At 61.5% G+C, this 18,153-nt stretch carries 17 protein-coding genes; 10 read left to right on the top strand and 7 right to left on the bottom strand.

Annotated features, from left to right (window positions below):
- Positions 1-16: 16 nt before the first annotated feature.
- Positions 17-859 carry a phytanoyl-CoA dioxygenase family protein gene (locus C2L64_RS42325; RefSeq protein ID WP_009770197.1) on the top strand — a complete coding sequence of 281 codons (843 nt, stop codon included), beginning with the start codon at positions 17-19 and terminating at the stop codon, positions 857-859.
- A gap of 16 nt (positions 860-875) precedes the next feature.
- On the opposite strand, the gene C2L64_RS42320 is transcribed toward C2L64_RS42325, so the two are convergent.
- The gene (locus C2L64_RS42320; protein WP_009770198.1) at positions 876-1,823 is read right to left on the bottom strand and encodes a LysR substrate-binding domain-containing protein; all 948 of its coding nucleotides are present in this window, start codon (positions 1,821-1,823) and stop codon (positions 876-878) included.
- Between the two features lie 134 nt (positions 1,824-1,957).
- Here C2L64_RS42320 and C2L64_RS42315 point away from each other — a divergent pair, with 134 nt between their 5' ends.
- The 3 genes from C2L64_RS42315 to C2L64_RS42305 are packed head-to-tail and all read left to right on the top strand — an operon-like array spanning position 1,958 to position 5,327.
- On the top strand, positions 1,958-3,031 hold the full coding sequence (locus C2L64_RS42315) for an aromatic ring-hydroxylating dioxygenase subunit alpha (protein ID WP_009770199.1): 1,074 nt from the start codon (positions 1,958-1,960) through the stop codon (positions 3,029-3,031).
- A gap of 1 nt (position 3,032) precedes the next feature.
- Positions 3,033-4,190, top strand: coding sequence for an FAD-binding oxidoreductase (locus tag C2L64_RS42310; protein WP_009770200.1), 1,158 nt, complete (start codon positions 3,033-3,035; stop codon positions 4,188-4,190).
- A 15-nt stretch (positions 4,191-4,205) separates the two neighbouring features.
- Positions 4,206-5,327 (top strand): DUF2817 domain-containing protein, encoded by a 1,122-nt coding sequence (locus tag C2L64_RS42305; protein ID WP_009770201.1) that lies wholly within the window; start codon positions 4,206-4,208, stop codon positions 5,325-5,327.
- Positions 5,328-5,333: 6 nt separating this feature from the next.
- On the opposite strand, the gene C2L64_RS42300 is transcribed toward C2L64_RS42305, so the two are convergent.
- The 6 genes from C2L64_RS42300 to C2L64_RS42275 all read right to left on the bottom strand — a co-directional run bounded on the left by C2L64_RS42300 (position 5,334) and on the right by C2L64_RS42275 (position 12,054).
- On the bottom strand, positions 5,334-6,161 hold the full coding sequence (locus C2L64_RS42300; RefSeq protein WP_009770202.1) for an ABC transporter permease: 828 nt from the start codon (positions 6,159-6,161) through the stop codon (positions 5,334-5,336).
- 30 nt (positions 6,162-6,191) lie between these two features.
- A complete protein-coding gene (locus C2L64_RS42295; protein WP_009770203.1) occupies positions 6,192-7,445 on the bottom strand; it encodes an ABC transporter permease in 1,254 nt (417 codons plus the stop codon).
- Between the two features lie 67 nt (positions 7,446-7,512).
- Positions 7,513-8,568 carry an ABC transporter substrate-binding protein gene (locus C2L64_RS42290; RefSeq protein ID WP_009770204.1) on the bottom strand — a complete coding sequence of 352 codons (1,056 nt, stop codon included), beginning with the start codon at positions 8,566-8,568 and terminating at the stop codon, positions 7,513-7,515.
- 1 nt (position 8,569) lies between these two features.
- Entirely contained in the window at positions 8,570-9,757 is a 1,188-nt protein-coding gene (locus C2L64_RS42285) for an ABC transporter ATP-binding protein (RefSeq protein WP_009770205.1), read from the bottom strand.
- A gap of 32 nt (positions 9,758-9,789) precedes the next feature.
- Positions 9,790-10,938 carry an SRPBCC family protein gene (locus C2L64_RS42280; RefSeq protein ID WP_009770206.1) on the bottom strand — a complete coding sequence of 383 codons (1,149 nt, stop codon included), beginning with the start codon at positions 10,936-10,938 and terminating at the stop codon, positions 9,790-9,792.
- 189 nt (positions 10,939-11,127) lie between these two features.
- Positions 11,128-12,054 carry a LysR family transcriptional regulator gene (locus C2L64_RS42275; protein ID WP_009770207.1) on the bottom strand — a complete coding sequence of 309 codons (927 nt, stop codon included), beginning with the start codon at positions 12,052-12,054 and terminating at the stop codon, positions 11,128-11,130.
- Between the two features lie 243 nt (positions 12,055-12,297).
- Between C2L64_RS42275 and C2L64_RS42270 the strand changes: the two genes are divergently transcribed.
- From C2L64_RS42270 to C2L64_RS42245, 6 genes are all read left to right on the top strand, one after another.
- The gene (locus C2L64_RS42270) at positions 12,298-13,635 is read left to right on the top strand and encodes a flavin-containing monooxygenase (protein ID WP_009770208.1); all 1,338 of its coding nucleotides are present in this window, start codon (positions 12,298-12,300) and stop codon (positions 13,633-13,635) included.
- 54 nt (positions 13,636-13,689) lie between these two features.
- Positions 13,690-14,127, top strand: a complete 438-nt coding sequence (locus tag C2L64_RS42265; protein ID WP_007736826.1) for a RidA family protein — start codon at positions 13,690-13,692, stop codon at positions 14,125-14,127.
- 10 nt (positions 14,128-14,137) lie between these two features.
- Positions 14,138-14,815, top strand: a complete 678-nt coding sequence (locus tag C2L64_RS42260) for a DUF1028 domain-containing protein (protein ID WP_009770210.1) — start codon at positions 14,138-14,140, stop codon at positions 14,813-14,815.
- Positions 14,808-15,977: an acetylornithine deacetylase gene (gene argE / locus C2L64_RS42255; RefSeq protein WP_007736820.1), complete on the top strand. Its 1,170-nt coding sequence runs from the start codon at positions 14,808-14,810 to the stop codon at positions 15,975-15,977. The genes C2L64_RS42260 and argE overlap by 8 nt, the downstream gene beginning before the upstream one ends.
- Before the next feature lie 123 nt (positions 15,978-16,100).
- Positions 16,101-17,486, top strand: a complete 1,386-nt coding sequence (locus C2L64_RS42250; RefSeq protein WP_407671870.1) for a purine-cytosine permease family protein — start codon at positions 16,101-16,103, stop codon at positions 17,484-17,486.
- A 199-nt stretch (positions 17,487-17,685) separates the two neighbouring features.
- Complete coding sequence (locus tag C2L64_RS42245; protein ID WP_007736818.1) at positions 17,686-18,153, top strand: cupin domain-containing protein; 468 nt, start codon at positions 17,686-17,688, stop codon at positions 18,151-18,153.

The raw sequence follows: 18,153 nt of genomic DNA, 5'->3' as shown, positions 1-18,153 counted from the left end.
CTTATACGGAGACACCATGCTGCAAGACATCGACGCACGCATCGAACGTGCGCTGACGCCGGAACTGATCGCCGACTTTCGCCGCGATGGTGCGGTGTGCATCCGCAAACTCTTCACCGACGATGACATCGCGCTGTTGCGCGAAGGTATCGAGCGCAACATCGCGCAGCCGAGTCCGCGCGCGAAGGTCGCGAGCCGTCCCGACGATCCGGGCTGGTTCTTCGAAGACTTCTGCAACTGGCAGGACAATGACGCGTATCGCCGCTTTATTTACGAGTCGGCGGCGCCCACGGCGGCGGGTGCGTTGATCGGCGGCGAAACGGTGCGGCTTTATCACGACCATTTGCTTGTGAAGGAACCGAACACACGGCAGCGCACTCCGTGGCATCAGGACCAACCGTACTACAACATTAGCGGCTCGCAGAACGTCAGCATGTGGATTCCCGTCGATCCCGTTTCGCGCGAATCGACGCTGGAATTCGTGGCCGGCTCGCATCTCGGCCCGTGGCTCATGCCACGCACGTTCATGGACAATGAGGCGAAGTGGTTTCCGGAAGGCAGTCTCGCCGACTTGCCGGATATCGAGTCGAACCGCGCCGCTTATCCGATCATTGGATGGGCGCTCGAACCGGGCGACATGGTGTGCTTCAACATGCTGACCTTGCATGCGTCGGGCGGCGTGGGCGGCAACACGCGGCGGCGCGCGTTTTCGGTCCGCTTCATCGGTGATGACGTTCGTCATGCGCCGCGCCGCTGGCGCACGTCTCCTGACTTTCCGGGCCTGGATGCGCAATTGCCCGAAGGCGCACCGATGGACCATCCGCTTTTCCCCGTGCTCTGGCGCGTGAGCGCGAGTTGATGCACGGTTGTCCGCTTCAAGCGACCACGTTCAGCATGCTGTCGTTGAGCTGCTGCTGTTCCTTTCCGCGCGTCACGAGCCAGCGGTGAAAGCTGCGGCAGTGCGGTTTGTCGAAAGCGTTCGGCTTCCATGTGAGGAAATATGGCCACGGTAGCGACAATCCGAGCGCGAAGGGCATCACGAGACGGCCTGCGGCGAGATCGTCGCAGACCATCGAGCTTTGCGCGAGCACGAAACCGTAACCATCGATAGCCGCCTGAATCGCGACGCTCGATAGCGAAAACACCTGACGGTTCTCGTTCAGTTCACTGCAATCGACATCGTTGGCGACGAGCCATTCGCGCCACGAAGGCGGCGACGCGAACTTCGGCCGCCAGTCGACCGATATCAACGGATAGCCAAGGATCTCGGCGGGCGAGACGAGCGGTGCGTCGGCTGCGAGCAGTCGTGGACTGCAAACGGGCACCACGTAATCGCGGAACAGTTCGACGGAATTATCGACATCCGCAATGCGCTCGCCGTAGCTGATACGAAAGTCGATGTCATATCCATCCGGCGACGGCTCCGTGTGCGTGCCGTCGAGATACACGCTGAGATCGGCGTGCTGGCGCTGCCATTCGAGCATGCGCGGCGCGAGCCATTTCGACAGCAGTGAGGGCAGTGCGCTGATGCTGAGATTGCGCGTGTTCTTCGCCCGCTCGATTTCCGCATGCGCGACACGCAGGCTTTCGAACGCGGCTGCGCAGCTCTCGTGATACTGGCGCCCGATCGACGTCAGGCTCAGCCGCTTGCCGTCCTTTTGCGTGAGGTGCAGTCCGAGCGTGTCTTCGAGCAGCTTGATCTGCTGGCTCACTGCGCCAGCGGAAATGCCAAGCCGCTTCGCCGCTTCCGTCACGCCGCCGCACCGGCCTACCGCTTCGAACACCTGCAGCGCGCGCAGAGGGGGAAAGCTGTTCGTCGTCATCGTATGGGTGGGGGAAGGTTCGACGATTTAGAAACTCTAAACGAACAGCCAGAGTTTGACATCTGTTCTTTTATGTTTTGGCTTTTTATCCTGATCGGCAAGTGAATACGAAACCGGATAACGGAGGCAGCGCAATGTTTCTGAGGAATGCATGGTACGTCGCAGCATGGGACGCAGACGTGACGCACAAACTCATGCCCGTGACGATCCTCGGCGAACCGGTCGTGTTGTATCGCCGCGAGGATGGCACGCCCGTCGCGCTCGAAGATGCGTGCCCGCATCGCAAGCTGCCGCTGTCGATGGGAAAGCTGATTGGCGATCAGGTGGAATGCGGTTATCACGGCCTGACCTTCGATTGCGAGGGCGCGTGCGTGCGCGCGCCCGGCAGCCCGCGCATTCCGCCCGGTGCGAAAGTGCGCAGCTATCCGCTGGCGGAGCGCTACGGCCTGCTGTGGATCTGGATGGGCGATGCCGACGAGGCGGACGCCGCGACGATCGTGCAGATCGACGAATGGGGCGATCCTGCGTGGGGTGTGAATCGCGGTGACGCGATGACGGTGGAGTGCCATTACCTCTATGTCACCGACAATCTGCTCGATCCTTCGCATGTCGCGTGGGTGCATCCGTCGTCATTCGGCAATGCTGCCTGCGAGGCTGAGCCGCTGAAAACCGAGGTCGCCGCGCATGGCGTGACGGTCTCGCGCTGGATGCGCGATGTCGACGTGGCGCCGTTCTATGCGCAGTTCGTCGGCTTCGAAGGGCGGTGCGACCGCAAGCAGCATTACGAAGTGCGCTTCCCGTCGCACGCGATCATCAAGGCGATCTTTACGCCAGCGGGAACGGGGGGCGACGATGCGCCGCTTCATCCTGACGTGTTCCTGATGAATTCGTATAACTTCATGACACCCGTCGACGAATCGCACACGCGCTACTACTGGTTCCAGACGCGCAACTTCGCGCCGCAGGACGAACAGGTGTCGCGCCAGTTCGATGCGGACGTGCGACATGCTTTCGAGGAAGACCGCGTCGTGTTGACAGCCGTTCATCGCGGCATGCAGAACGCCCGCACGCCGAACATCGATCTCGCGATCGACGCTGGACCGCTTCGTTTCAGGCGCGCGCTTGGGCAGATGATCGAACGTGAGCAGCAGGCAACGGTCACGCCCGCGCCGGTCTATGTGGTGAACCGGCTGCGCGCGGAGCACTGACATGCGTATCGTGGACGATCCGGCGACGCTGGCGGCGCCGCGTGCGGCGTCGGGATTCAGGCGTTTTCGTGTGACCCGACGCACGCAGGAAAGCACATCGATCGTTTCGTTCGATCTCGTGCCTGTCGATGGCGAAGCGCTGACCCCGTTCGTTGCAGGGCAGTTCGTCACAGTACGCCTCCCTTCGCCGTCAGGCGAGCGATTGTTGCGCACTTACAGCCTCTCCGGCGATCCCGCCAATAACACGCGTTGGCGAATCTCTGTCAAACACGAACAAGGTAGCGACGCTGTGCCTGCGGGACGCGGCTCGTCATATCTTCACGAACGGGTGCACGCCGGTGACGAACTTGAACTCGCGGGACCTTCGGGCGCGTTCGTTTGCGGTGACGACATTACACGACCCGTCGTGCTGATGAGTGGCGGAGTCGGGTTGACGCCGCTCGTCAGCATGCTGCACCGCTTGCGCGCGATGGACGGCGCGCACAGTCGCCGCGTGTACTTCATTCACGCGTGTGAAAATGGCGCAGTGCACGCGTTTCGTGACGAAGTAGAAGCGGTGGTGGCGGCGTATCCGAACGTGCGTGCGCATGTCTGCTATCGGCTTCCTTCGGCGGAAGACCGCGCTTTGAAGTATTTCGACAGCGAAGGACTGATTTCGCGCGACACGCTGCAAGGCCTTTTGCCGCTCGATGACTACGAAGTCTATCTATGCGGCCCGCCCGCTTTCATGCAGTCGAACTGGAAGCTCTTGCGCAGCCTCGGTATCGCGCGCGACCGCATTCATTACGAGTTCTTCGGTCCGGCGACGGTACTCGAGGAAGATGTGGCCGAGGAGCCTTTAAGCGCGCAACCGCATGCAGCGATTCAGGAAAGCTCAGCCACCACGACGACCATCCGCCTTCACCCACAAGCCGAACCCGTCGCATGGGACCCGGGTTGCGGTTCCCTGCTCGAGTTTGCCGAGAAACTCGGCTATGCGCCCGCATTCAGTTGCCGGATCGGCATTTGCAATACGTGCGTGACGAGTCTGATCGACGGAAAGGTCGAATACACGGAAGAACCGCTGGAGCCGCCGTCGCAAGGTACAGTATTGCTGTGTTGCGCGAAGCCCGCAGGATGCGTTACGTTGGCGCTTTCGGAAGACGCAAAAAACGTTTGACTCACCAGAGGCTTTATGAAGATCAGCTTTCCCGTCGATCCCGGTTTCGACACGCTACGCAACCAGTTTCTTGACGGCGCCAAGGCGGCGGGCGCCACCCTGACGACGTACGCCCATCCTCTGAAAGGACCGAATGGCGAAGCGCTTGCGACGGACGTCGCCTGGCTTGGCAATCCCCATGCGTCGCGCGTGTTCATGACACTCTCGGGTACACATGGCGTCGAGGGCTATTTCGGCTCGACGTGTCAGACAGAGTGGCTGCACGAACTCGCAACGCACCCCTTGCCCGACGATGTCGCGGTCCTGATGGTCCATCTGATCAACCCGTGGGGTACGGCGTGGGTCAGGCGCGTGAACGAGGACAATGTCGATCTGAATCGCAACTACGTCGACTTCACGTCTGCGCTGCCCGACAATCCGCGTTACGAAGCGCTGCATGAAATTTATACGTGCCGCGACATCGACGGCCCGCAGAGGCAGCATGCCGATGCGCTGCTAGCAAAGCAAATCGACGCGTTGGGGTGGTCGGGCGTACAGGCAATCGTCGGCGCGGGCCAATACCTCCACGCAGACGGTCTGTTCTATGGCGGGCAGCAGGCCACCTGGTCGAACCGCACGCTGCGCGATATCGCAGCCCGTTTCCTCAAGCCCGCTCAGGTGGCGATTGCCTTCGACCTGCATACGGGCGCAGGCGCGTTCGGTCATCCGATGCTGATGTCGATTACGCAATCGGTCTATCCGGGGCTCGCCGATGCGCAGCGCCTCTATGGTCCATGGCTCTACACGCTGCTCACGCATGCGGACGCAGCGGTGAGCGAGACAGGTGTGGTTGCGCGGGCGACGGGCTATACGTCGCAAGCGATGCTGGACGCGTTGCCGGATACGCATCTGATGCAACTCGTCATCGAGTGCGGTACCTATCCCGAAGCGCCGATGCACACGGCGCTGCGCGACGACCATTGGCTGCATCTGTACGGGGACCCTCACGATGCGCGAGGACGCGCGATCAGCCGCGCACTGTTCGAATCGTTCATGCCCGCCGATCCCGACTGGCGTGAACTGGCGTGGACGCGCACGCGGCAGATCTGGATGCGCGCGTTGGGGGCGCTGCCCGGCATCACGCCGAAGCAACGCTAAAGCACCTCAAACGAGCGCCTGGCTCGCAGCCGCAGCGCGGCTGCGCAGCCAGTTGATGCTGGCGAACAGCAACACCGCAAACACGATCAGCATCGTGGCGACGGCGAGGATCGACGGATCGATCGAATCGCGGATGCCGCTCCACATCTGCCGAGGCACCGTGGTCTGATCCGGGCCGCCGATGAACAGAATGACGATCACTTCATCGAACGAAGTCGCAAAGGCGAACACACTGCCCGTCGCGACGGCGGGCGCGATGAGCGGCAGCGTCACGCGCCTGAACGCGACCCAGGGCCTGGCGCCAAGACCCGATGCGGCACGCAGCAGACTCTGATCGAACGACAGCAGCGATGCCGTCACGGTGATGACCACAAATGGCGTGCCGAGCGCCGCATGCGCCAGCACGACGCCCGGATATGAATTCACGAGCCCGAGCGGCGCGAAGATCAGATAGAACCCGGCCGCAACGACGACGATGGGAACGATCATCGGCGAAATGATGATCGGCATGATCAGCGAACGCAGCGGAAACTGCGTGCGGCTCAGGCCGAGCGCCGCGAGCGTGCCGAGACATGTGGCGATCAGCGTCGATGCCGCGCCAATCCCGAGGCTGTTCAATAGCGCACGCTGCCAGTCGCCGCTAGTCAGTGCCTGCTCATACCAGCGCAACGAAAAGCCCTGCAAAGGATACGAGAAATACGAACCCGAGTTGAACGAGAGCGGGATGATCGCGAGAATCGGCGCAATCAGAAAGAACAGCACGAGCGCGGTATGCACGCGCACCCAATGCGTCGCGATGCGCTCCGTCAGCACCTTCTTCCGTTGGTTTTGCATGGCGTTCCCTTGTCGTCGTGTAGGCGTCGCTCAACCGAAGCGCAAACGGTCGATGCCGACGATGCGGTTGAACAGGAAGTAGAAGACTGCGGTAAAGATCACGAGATACGCCGACAGTGCGCCTGCAAGCCCCCAGTTGAGCTGCGTGTTGGTCTGCATCGCGATGAGCTGGCTGATCATCTCGTCGCCCGCTCCGCCGAGTAGTGCGGGCGTGATGTAGTAACCGAGCGCAAGCACGAACACGAGGAAGCAGCCCGCGCCGACGCCCGGCAGCGTTTGAGGCACATACACGCGCACGAATGCGGTGAATGGATGCGCGCCGAGCGACTGCGCCGCGCGCACATAGATCGGCGACACGCTTTTCATCACCGAATAGATGGCGAGAATCATGTACGGCAGCAGCACGTGCGTCATGCCGATAAGTACGCCCGCGCGATTGAAGATGAGTGGCACGGGATGCGTCGCGAGACCGAGTCCCATCAGCAGGCTGTTGATGACGCCGCCCGGCTGCAACAGTACATACCATGCCGTAGTGCGCACCAGCAGCGACGTCCAGAACGGCACGATCACGAGCAGCATCAGGCTGTTGCTGCTTTTCGCGGGCAAATTGGCGAGCATCCACGCGACGGGATAGCCGAGCAGCAGACACAGCACCGTGACCGTCGCGCTGATCGAGATCGTACGCAGGAACGCTTGCCGATAGACCGACGAATTGTCCGGCACGAATTCGACCGAACCTTGCGGTGTGACTTGCGCATCGACGGCGGCGAGCAGATAGTCCGGCGTCGGCGATGCGGCGGCGCGCTTCAGCAGGCGCCAGGTTTCCGGCGAGTTCCAGCGTTCGTCCATTGCAACGAGCGCGGGTTTCCATGCGGGCGGCGCGTCAGCCGGCAAGTTGCGCGCGGTGCGCATCAGCAGGCTGCGAAACTCGGCCTGAGCAAAGTTCAGGCGTCGCGCAACCGTCCCGAGTTGCCCGCTCCCTTGCGCTTCCTTCAAGCCCGACGCAAGCAGCGCGAACGTGCGCTCGTCGGGTACGCCGCGCCCGTCCCATGCGTCGAGCGCGCGCGTGAGCGCGGGCATGCTGTTAGGCACTTCGTGGTTCTGCACGCTGCGCGCGAGCAGCAACGCGATCGGCGCGATGAACGTCGATAGCAGAAACAGGATCAACGGCAGCGCAAGCAGCAGCGCCTGAGCCGACGCGCGGCGCTGCGCCTTCTGGAACGACGCGCGGCCGTTGGCTCTCGTCGGAGAGCCCGAAGCCGCGGCTTGGGCCGATACGGGCATGCTGGTAGTCACGTCGGGCTCTCTTTGCTCTCGTTGCGCTCTTTAAACAGCGAAGTTACTGCCGGGGTTACTGAGTAAGCCAGGTCTGGAAGCGCTTGTTGATCTGGTCCGCGTTGTCGGCCCAGAAGCCCGCATTGATCTGCAACGCACGTTTGAAGTTCTGCGGCGAGGTAGGCAGATCGGACAGCCGCTGCTTGTCGACGAGCGCGATCGCATCCTTGCGCGGCGGCGCGTAGGCGATGTACTTCGACAGATCGGCATACGCTTTCGGCTGCGAAGCGGAAACGATGAACTTCGCCGCCGCGTCTGCGTGCTTCGCGCCCGTCGGAATGCCCCACCAGTCGAAGTCGTAGACCTGCGCGTCCCAGACTGCCTTGAACGGTTTGTTGTCTTTCTTCGCGGCATCGTCGATGCGGCCGTTGTAGGCCTGCGTCATTACCACCGCGCCGTCCGCGAGCAACTGCGGCGCCTGTGCGCCCGATTCCCACCAGACAATGTTCTTCTTGATCGTATCGAGCTTCTTGAACGCGCGATCGACGCCTGCGGGCGTGGCGAGCACCTTGTACACATCCTTCGGATCGACGCCGTCGGCAATCAGCGCCCATTCCATCGATACCTTCGGCGACTTGCGCAGCCCGCGCTTGCCCGGGAATTTCTGCAGGTCGAAGAAGTCGGCGACGGTGGTCGGCGCGGTCTTCAGCTTGCTCGCATCGTAGGCGAAGACGGTGGACCAGACCATGCTCGCCACCGCGCAATCGCTGATCGAGCCGGGAATGAAATCGCTCGTCTTGCCTAATGTCTTCTTGTCGAACTTCTGCAGCAGGCCTTCGTCGCAGGCGGTGATTGCATCATTCGTTTCGAGGTCGATCAGGTCCCATGTGGTGTTCTTCGCCTGCTCCATTGCGGAGAGCTTGGCGAGGCCGCCGTCATAGGATTCCGTCGAAAAACCTACGCCCGTGGCTTGCGTGAACGGCTCGAAATAGGCCTTCTTCGCAGCCGCTTCATAGGCGCCGCCGAAAGTCACGACGGAAAGTGTTTCCGCTGCCTGAGCACTGGCGGCGAAGAACGCGAAGACGGAGAGTGCGGCAAGTGCGGCACGTTGTGCCTTGATTTGAGTAAGCATGTCAGTTGGCTCCTGCAGGTGCGGTCGTAATGATGGTAGGTAACGGAGACGGCGGGGAGTAATTGGCAGGCGCGTTGCGATGCGCGCTTGCCGTCATTGCGAGAATCTTGCAATCGTCATGGCGCCATGCGACCTCGACCATGTTGCCCGGCTCGGGCAGCGCGTGACGCTGCGTGTTGGGCACCTTGACGACGATGGCGTCGCGCGCGCCGAGCTTCAGATGAACGCGGTGATGATCGCCGCAATACACGAGTTCTTCGACGCGGGCTTGCACCACATTGCTGTGTCCGTCGGCGTGCGTGCCTTCGGCGCTTGGGATATGTGCGCGCTCAGGGCGCAGCGCGAGCATCGCGTCGTCGCCTTCGCGCAGACCGCTTTCGCAGCGGCCGCGAATGATGCTGCCGTCCGCCAGTGCGAGGGTCGCGCTGTCGCCGCTCACATTGACCACGCGTCCCGTCAGCCCATTGTTCTCGCCGACGAAGTTCGCAACAAAGGCATTCTGCGCATTCTCGTAAAGCTCGCTCGGCGTGGCGGCCTGCTGGATGCGGCCATCGGAGAACACGGCGACGCGGTTCGACATCGTCAGCGCTTCGGCCTGATCGTGCGTCACGTAGACGATCGTCAGCGACAACTCGCGATGCAGGCGCATGATTTCGTATTGCATCGTTTCGCGCAGACGCTTGTCGAGCGCGCCGAGCGGTTCGTCCATCAGCACGACGCTCGGCTCGAACACCAGCGCGCGCGCCAGCGCGACGCGCTGCTGTTGTCCGCCCGACAGTTGCGAGGGCCGGCGGTTCGCCAGATGCGGCAGCTCGATCATCTCCAGTGCGCGCTTCACGCGCGTCTTCTGCTCGGCGCGGCTCACGCGACGCACCGAAAGCGGAAACGCAACGTTCTCAGCAATCGTCAGATGCGGAAAGAGCGCGTAGTTCTGGAACACCATGCCGATGTCGCGCTGATGCGGCGGCTTGTCGTCGAGCCGGCGTCCGTCGAGGCGAATCTCGCCTTGCGTGGGCGTTTCGAAACCCGCGAGCATCATCAGCGTGGTGGTCTTGCCCGACCCCGACGGCCCGAGCAGCGACAGGAATTCGCCCTTGCGCACGTCGAGGTTCAGATCGTCAACGACGTAATGCGCGCCGTCATACGATTTGCTCACGCCCGAGAATGAGATGAAGGAAGGGTTTGACATCGTGCTGGCGTCCTGTCGGTGTTGCGTCGTAGTCAATGCGTGCCGATCTTCGCCGCGAGATAGCGCGCGAAGTCATAGTTGGGGCGTTCGAGATGGCTCAGATGACCGGGCTTTGCAAGCGGTGCATGCACGCCGCGAAACACAGCTTCCACGCCGCGTCGGTCTTCCGCATTCACGTCGTCGAGGAGCTGCTTGAGCGTTGCCATGTAGGCATGCGCTTGCGGATCGGCGACGAACTCCGGCGCCAGTCCGCCGCCGAAGCGGATATGCACGCGCCCTACGCCTTCGGGCTGCAGCACGAGATACCAGAAGTAGCCCGGCGTCAGTGTCACGAGATGCGTTGGGTAAATGGCGAGCAGGGCGGTCGTCTTGCGCCAGTGTCCCGTTAGACGCGTGTTGTCCGGATGCGCGTTGCCGATCGGCAAGGACGCTTCCTTCGTGATCCAGTGATAGTTGAAGGCTGGAAGGCCGGGAGGGCATTCCATCTCTTCGAGCCGCGAATGCGGGCCTACCGTCGCGCGATGCAGCATCGGCAGGTGATAGCTCTCCATGAAGTTTTCCGCGAGGATCTTCCAGTTCGTATCCCACACGTGCTCTTCATAGAAAGTTTCGATGTAGTCGGACATGCCGTATGCGCCGATCAACTCGTTCAATTCAGCGAGTCGCGCGTGAACGGGCTGGGCGTTTTCATCGAGCGTCACGTAGATCCAGCCTTGCCATTCTTCACAGCGCACGGCAGGCAGGCGATAGCTTTCCTTGCAGAAGCCTTCTTGCCGATCCATCAGCGGCGCGCCTTTCAGCGTGCCATCGAGCGAGTAATTCCACGCGTGATATGGGCACACGATCCGGCGCACGTTGCCGCGTCCTTCGAGCAGCACCGACATGCGATGCAGGCAGACATTCGACATCGCCTTCAATTGCATCTGCTCGTCGCGCAGCACGACGATCGGCTGGTCGCCGATCCGCGCAGTCAGATAGTCGCCGGCATTCTTCAGCGCGCTCGCGCGGCCGACGCATTGCCATTCGCGCGAGAAGATGTCGCGCTCTTCCAGCGCGAGAAATTCGGGCGACGTGTAGACACCGGGCGGCATCGAGCGCGCTTCGCTGAAGGGTCGATCGCAACCGGTCAGCAGCTCATCGACCAGCGCTTCTATTGCGATCGTCCTTACCGGATGTGCCATGTCGCCCTCCTTGTCTCGAGCTTGCGAGAGCGCGCCGACGCTGGATTGCGTGGTGTTGCGCTCGACATGGACATCAATCTATCAAGCCAAATTCCCAGCCAAAATATTGTTTTTGGATGCAAAGCAAAGGTTTTTACTATGTAGCGCGGATGCTACTCGCGCGGGCTTTGACGCGCGTTTCAACAGGGTTTACGTGTCCAGATGCAGCCGCCGGATATAGGTCTCGCAATACGACGCAAACCGTTGCACCACCTGTCTGGGCCGCATCGTGCGCGATTGCGCGATCCCGAGTGTCGTCGCGTTGACGTTGTCCTTGAAGCGCTTCACGACGAAGTCTTCGCCGTCTACGGTACGGTTCGACTTGAGCGGAAAGTTGAGGATGCTATAGCCGAGTCCGTTCGCCACCATGCCGCGCACGACTTCCGGCTGCGACGAGCGGAACGCCGGCACGGGCCGGCTGCCCACGGCATCGAACAGTGCGGCAAAGTACTCGCGGCTGTGCGGCAGATCCAGCATCACGTAAGGCTCGTGCAGCAGGTCGGCCAGCGATACCTTGCGCGCGCGGGCAAGACGGTGAGAGGTCGGCAGGATCACGTACGGCGGCAGCGACAGCAGCGGCGTGAAAGCGATGTCTTCCGTCAGATCGAGGCTATAGGTCAGAACTATGTCGAGCGAGCCGTCGTGCAGGCCTCTTAGCAGGCCGTCCTGATGCGCTTCGACCGTGCGAAACGAAATACCCGCATGCTCGCTCGCGAACCGGCTGATGAGCCGCGGCATCAAGGGCGGCGCGAGTGAGACGAGGCAGCCGAGCGCAATCGAGCCCGTCATACCGCCATCCATCTCTTTGGCCGACGTCTGCAATTCTTCGGCGATCTTCAGCAGATTGCGCGCCTGTCCGAGCAGATCGCGGCCCGCTTGCGTGAGCGACAGGCCGCTCGCGTGATGTCTGATGAAAAGCTGCACGCCGAATGACGATTCGAGGTCGGCGAGTGCCGTCGAGATAGACGGCTGCGAGATATGCAGGCGCTTCGCGGCGGCCGTGAACGACAGCGTTTCCGCCGTGACCACGAAATAACGCAGCTGACGAAGCGAGTAACGCAGGGGATGGTTTTCCATCGGCAATGCTCCAGATTCGGGCGTTCATTGCGCACCATTGTGAGGCGGTCAAAAAGCGCTGCATAGGTAAATCGGATGCAATGCATTTTTTAAATATATTTTTCGGATTCGAGGGGCACGCGTAGATTCTGCACCAGGACAGCTGATTCACGGTGCTGCGCGCCGTTCGACAAGTCGCTTCGTCCGCATCGAACGCGACGTCACGACGGCTCGAATCAAACCGCCTTTGAGAAGGACTTAGCCATGGCAGTGAAAACAACGTCAATCGACACGCTCGTAGTCGGCGCCGGTCAGGCCGGCGTGGCGATGAGCGAACATTTGAGCAACATCGGCGTGCCGCATATCGTGCTGGAGCGCGCGCGCATCGCCGAGCGGTGGCGCACGGGACGCTGGGATTCGCTGGTTGCCAATGGACCCGCTTGGCACGATCGTTTCCCTAATCTGGAGTTCGCCGAAGTCGATCCGGATGGGTTCGCATCTAAAGAACAGGTCGCGGAGTACTTCGTCGCCTATGCGAAGAAGTTCGATGCGCCGATCCGCACCGGCGTCGAAGTGAAGAAAGTGGTGCGCAATGCGGGCCACCAGGGTTTCACTGTCGAGACCTCGGACGGTACGTTCGAAGCCAACCGTGTGGTCGTCGCGACGGGACCGTTTCAACGCCCGTTGATTCCCGCCGTCGCGCCGAAATCAGATCGGTTCACGCAGATTCATTCCGCCGACTATCGCAATCCACAGCAGTTGCCCGAAGGCGGCGTGCTGGTGATTGGCGCAGGTTCATCGGGCGTGCAGATCGCGGATGAATTGCAGCGCGCGGGCAAGCAGGTGTATCTGTCTGTCGGGCCGCACGATCGCCCGCCGCGCGGCTATCGCGGCCGCGACTTCTGCTGGTGGCTCGGCGTGCTAGGTGAATGGGATGCGGAAGTCATGCGCCCGGGCAAGGAACACGTGACCATCGCGGTGAGCGGTGCGCGCGGCGGCCATACGGTGGACTTTCGACGTCTTGCGCATCAGGGCGTCACGCTCGTCGGTCTGACGAAATCGTTCGACGATAGCGTCGTAACGTTCGACTCGGATCTCGCGGACAACATCGCGCGTGGTGACGAAAACTATCTGTCGCTGCTCGATGCGGCGGATGCCTATGCGGCCCGCAACGGTCTCGATCTTCCGGAAGAACCTGAAGCCCGCTTCATTCCCGCAGACCCGGACTGTGTGATCAATCCGATTCTCGAACTCGATCTGGTCAAGGCAGGCGTGACGTCGATTATCTGGGCGACCGGCTATGCCGTCGATTTCAACTGGCTGCAAGTCGATGCCTTCGACGACAAAGGCAAGCCGAAGCATCAGCGTGGTGTTTCGAAAGAGCCGGGCATCTATTTTCTAGGTCTTCCGTGGCTGTCGCGTCGCGGCTCCGCTTTCATCTGGGGCGTGTGGCATGACGCGAAGCATATTGCCGATCACATCGCGACGCAGCGCAAATATCTCGCGTACTACGACGCGCCCGATAGCCACGCAAAGGCGCCGAACGACGCTGCCGTAGCCGATTCACGCATTCACAAAGTCAGCGAACTCGACTTGAGTTGAAGCGCCCACGAACCCGACCCGCATTCTCCTTTTATTTCGTATCAAGGTGCATTGATGAGCCAACCTACGCATACCCGTATCCGCATGTTCAACACGAAGGACACGTATCCGAACCAGACGCTCGACAACGACCTGTGTCAGGCCGTGCGCGCGGGCAATACGGTGTACGTGCGCGGCCAGGTGGGAACCGATTTCGACGGCAAGCTCGTGGGACTCGGTGATCCGCGCGCGCAGGCCGAGCAGGCGATGAAGAACCTCAAGCAGTTGCTGGAAGAAGCGGGCAGCGACCTGTCGCACGTCGTCAAGACGACCACGTATCTGACGGATGTGCGGTATCGCGAGCCCGTGTATCAGGAAGTCGGCAAGTGGCTCAAGGGTGTGTTCCCGATTTCGACGGGCCTGGTCGTCACGGCTTTGGGTCAGCCGCAGTGGCTGATGGAGATCGACGTGATCGCCGTCATTCCGGAAGGATGGACGCGGTCTCAGGGCTGAGGAACACGACATGACTTTTTCTATCGTCGGACGTTGTGAGCAAACCGGGCAACTCGGCATCGCGATCAGTTCTTCGAGCATCGCAGTGGGAGCGCGATGCCCGTGGCTGCGCGTAGGCGTGGGCGCGGTAGCGACGCAGAACGTGACGCTGCCCGCGCTCGGGCCGCAGATTCTCGATCTGCTGGAGCACACGCTACTGGAACCCGCCGCGGCGCTGGACCGTGCGCTCGGGGCGAACGACTGGAGCGAGTATCGACAGGTGACGGTGATCGATGCCAGCGGCCGCACCGCGTTTTTCAGCGGCAAGGAAGCGCTGGGTACATATCACGCGGTGGCGGGCGCGCAATGCGTGGCAGCGGGCAACATGCTTGCGGGCATCGACGTGATCGAGGCGATGGCGCCTGCATTCGCGAATGCGAAAGGCGCGCTTGCTGACCGTCTGCTCGCGGCGATGCATGCCGCGATGGCGGCGGGCGGCGAAGCGGGCCCTGTGCATTCGGCGGCGCTGAAGATCGTCGGCGATCAGAGCTGGCCGATCGTTGATTTGCGCATCGACTGGGCCGACGACGATCCCATCGGCAAGCTCGACGGCCTATGGCAAGCGTACAAGCCGCAAATGCAGGATTACGTGACCCGTGCGCTCAATCCAACGGCCGCGCCGAGTTATGGAGTACCGGGCGATGAGTGACAACTCGAGCCGCGCGCTGCTCGAACGGCTAATCGGATTTCCCACCGTCAGCCGGGACTCCAATCTGGAGATGATCGATTTCATCCGGCACTACCTCGGCGATCTCGGTGTTCATAGCGAGCTGTTCTACAACGCAGAGCGCACGAAGGCGAATCTGTTCGCGACGATCGGCCCTGATGATAGCGGCGGCATCGTGCTATCCGGCCACACCGACGTGGTGCCCGTCGACGGCCAGCCGTGGACGGTCGAGCCGTTCCGTCTGAGCGAACAAGACGGGCGCTTGTACGGACGCGGCACGGCCGATATGAAAGGCTTCATTGCATCGGTATTGGCAGCGGTGCCTGCGTTTCTTTCGCGCGATCTGAAGGTGCCCGTGCATCTCGCGTTCTCCTATGACGAAGAAGTGGGATGTCTCGGCGTGCGGCCGATGCTCGCGGAACTCGCGAAGCGTGCGCACAAGCCTGCGTTATGCCTGATCGGCGAACCGACGGAATTGAAGCCGGTGCTGGGTCACAAAGGCAAGCTGGCGATGCGCTGCCAGGTCAAGGGCGCGCCTTGCCATTCGGCGTACGCGCCTTACGGCGTCAACGCGATTCAGTACGCGGCGCGTCTGATCAATCGGCTCGAAGAGATCGGCGAGCAGTTGTCCTTGCCTGAACAGCATGATGAACGCTTCGATCCGCCGTACTCGACGGTGCAGACGGGCATCATCAAAGGTGGCCGCGCGCTCAACATCGTGCCGGCGGAATGCGAGTTCGATTTCGAAGTGCGGGCGCTGCCCGGCTACGACGCAACGAACGTCGCCGACGAGTTGCAGACCTACGCGCAGACCCAGCTACTGCCGAAGATGCGCGCAGTGAATGCCGAAACCGATATTCGCCTGGAGTCGCTTTCGGCCTATCCCGGTCTCGCAACGCCGCCCGACAGCGACGCAGCGCAGCTACTCGCATTGCTGTGTGGTTCCCGCGAGTTCGGCACGGTCGCATTCGGCACCGAGGGCGGACTCTTCAATCAGGCAGGCATACCCGCCGTGGTCTGCGGACCGGGCAGCATGGATCAAGGACACAAGCCGGACGAATTCGTCACAGTCGAACAACTCGAAGCGTGCGATGCGATGTTGACGCGACTGGCGGATCACCTCTCGACCCGGTCCGGCGCGTGATTCAAACGGATGAATGCAAGCAACGAGCGCGCTCGGGCCACGCCTGAGCCGCTGAATATCGCAGCGCAGCTGCGCGAGACAGGAGACAGCATTTTGGCCACCACGGACAGCAAAGCTTCCCAATTGATCGAAAAACACACGATTGGCTATGTGCCACGCGAGGATCGTCACGGCAAGGTGCGTGATCTCTTCACACTCTGGTTCGGCGGCAATATCGCGCCGTTGCCTATCGTAACGGGGGCGCTCGGCGTCCAGCTTTTCCATCTGAATCTGTTCTGGGGCATCGTCGCGATTGTCGTGGGACAGGCTGTAGGCGGCGTGCTGATGGCGCTGCACTCCGCGCAAGGTCCTCAAATGGGCATTCCGCAGATGATCCAGAGCCGCGCCCAGTTTGGATCATGGGGCGCGCTGCTCGTCACGGTCATCGCGGGCGTGATGTATGTGGGCTTCTTCGCTTCCAACATCGTGCTGGCCGGGAAATCGCTGCACGGAATCGAATCGAGTGTTCCCGTACCGGTGGGCATCATCGTCGGCGCGTTGGGCTCGGGGCTGATCGGCATCGTCGGTTATCGCTTCATACACATACTGAACCGGATCGGGACGTGGGTACTCGGCATCGGCATCTTCATCGGCTTCTGGTACATCCTGACGCACGTTTCGACGGCGGACTTTCTGACGCGCGGCGGTTTCAATATCGCCGGCTGGCTCGCGACGGTCTCGCTGTCCGCGCTCTGGCAAATCGCGTTTGCGCCGTACGTGTCCGACTATTCACGCTACCTGCCTGAGAATGTCCGTGTCGCGTCGACGTTCTGGGCGACGTATCTGGGCTGTACGATCGGCTCGACGCTCGCGTTCGTGTTCGGCGCCGTTGCCGTGCTGGCCGTGCCGCCCGGCGTCGATGCGATGGATGCCGTCAAGCAGGCGACGGGACCGCTCGGCTTGCCGATGCTGGTGCTCTTCCTGCTCAGCGTCATCAGTCATAACGCGTTGAATCTTTACGGCGCGGTGCTCGCGGCGATCACATCGGTGCAGACCTTTGCGTACCGCTGGATTCCGACGGCCAAGACGCGGGCGGTGTTCTCATTCGTCATTCTTGCTGCGTGCTGCTATGCGGCGCTCGGGGCTTCGACGAACTTCGTGGGCAATCTGGTCGATCTCGTGCTCGCTCTGCTCGTCGTGCTCGTGCCGTGGACGGCAATCAATCTGATCGATTTCTACGTCATCCATAAAGGCAAGTACGACATCGATTCGATCTTTGAGGCGGACGGCGGCATTTACGGACGCTTCAATCCGCAAGCGCTGATTGCGTACGCAGTGGGTATTGCCGTGCAGATTCCGTTCATGAACACACCGATGTATGCCGGACCCGTACCGGGCTATCTGGATGGCGCGGATCTTTCGTGGGTGATCGGCCTCGTTCTGACGTCGCCGCTGTACTACTGGCTGGCAACGCGGAATACGACGTATCGGCGCCGCCTGAATGCAGGGATGGGGGCGACGGTTCGTTAAGCGAGTGTCGATCTGAAACGATAGTAAAAAAGGAGCCCCGCGCATCGCGGGGTTCCGAACAATCATTCTGAGCTAATTCAACAACTCTACGATGCGTGCAGGTGATAGCTGACAGTCACATTGCGATTGTCCTTCACCGACGCTGACCGTGCCGGCCTCGAACGTATGCCGGCGGTCCCTGTTTATTGAGGGGTAGAGCATGCAAGCGCAATTCAGCCAGTCAAAAGAACTCGACGATCTTATTTCCATACCCGCCATCGGGGTCGATATCGAGGTGTGTATCGCACCAACCGCGACGGAGAACCAGGCGACGCTCATCGCGTGCACGGACGAACCCGGATTCGGGCCGCCGCAGCATCGGCACGAGCGGGAAACGGAAGTTTTCCATGTGCTGCGTGGTCGATATCTGTTCGAAGTCGACGGCAGACGTGTTGTCGCGCACGCGGGAGAGACGGTCGTTGCGCCTGTGGGAAGCACGCACCGGTTCACGAACATCGACGACAAGCCGTCGCGAATGCTCGTTCTGATTACGCCGGGGTTCGACGCAGCTGCTTTTTTTAGTGAACTCCGCGAAATCATGGCGAACGGTCGACCCGAACCCGACGCGCTAAACGAATTCGGCGCGAAATGGGGTGTCGAGTTTCTAGGTCCGCCGTTAGCGACGTGA

The sequence above is a fragment of the Paraburkholderia hospita genome (genome assembly GCF_002902965.1).
In the GTDB taxonomy this organism is placed as follows: Bacteria; Pseudomonadota; Gammaproteobacteria; order Burkholderiales; family Burkholderiaceae; genus Paraburkholderia; species Paraburkholderia hospita.
Note: the sequence above shows the minus strand (reverse complement) of the source record. Positions and strands in the feature narration are given on the sequence as shown.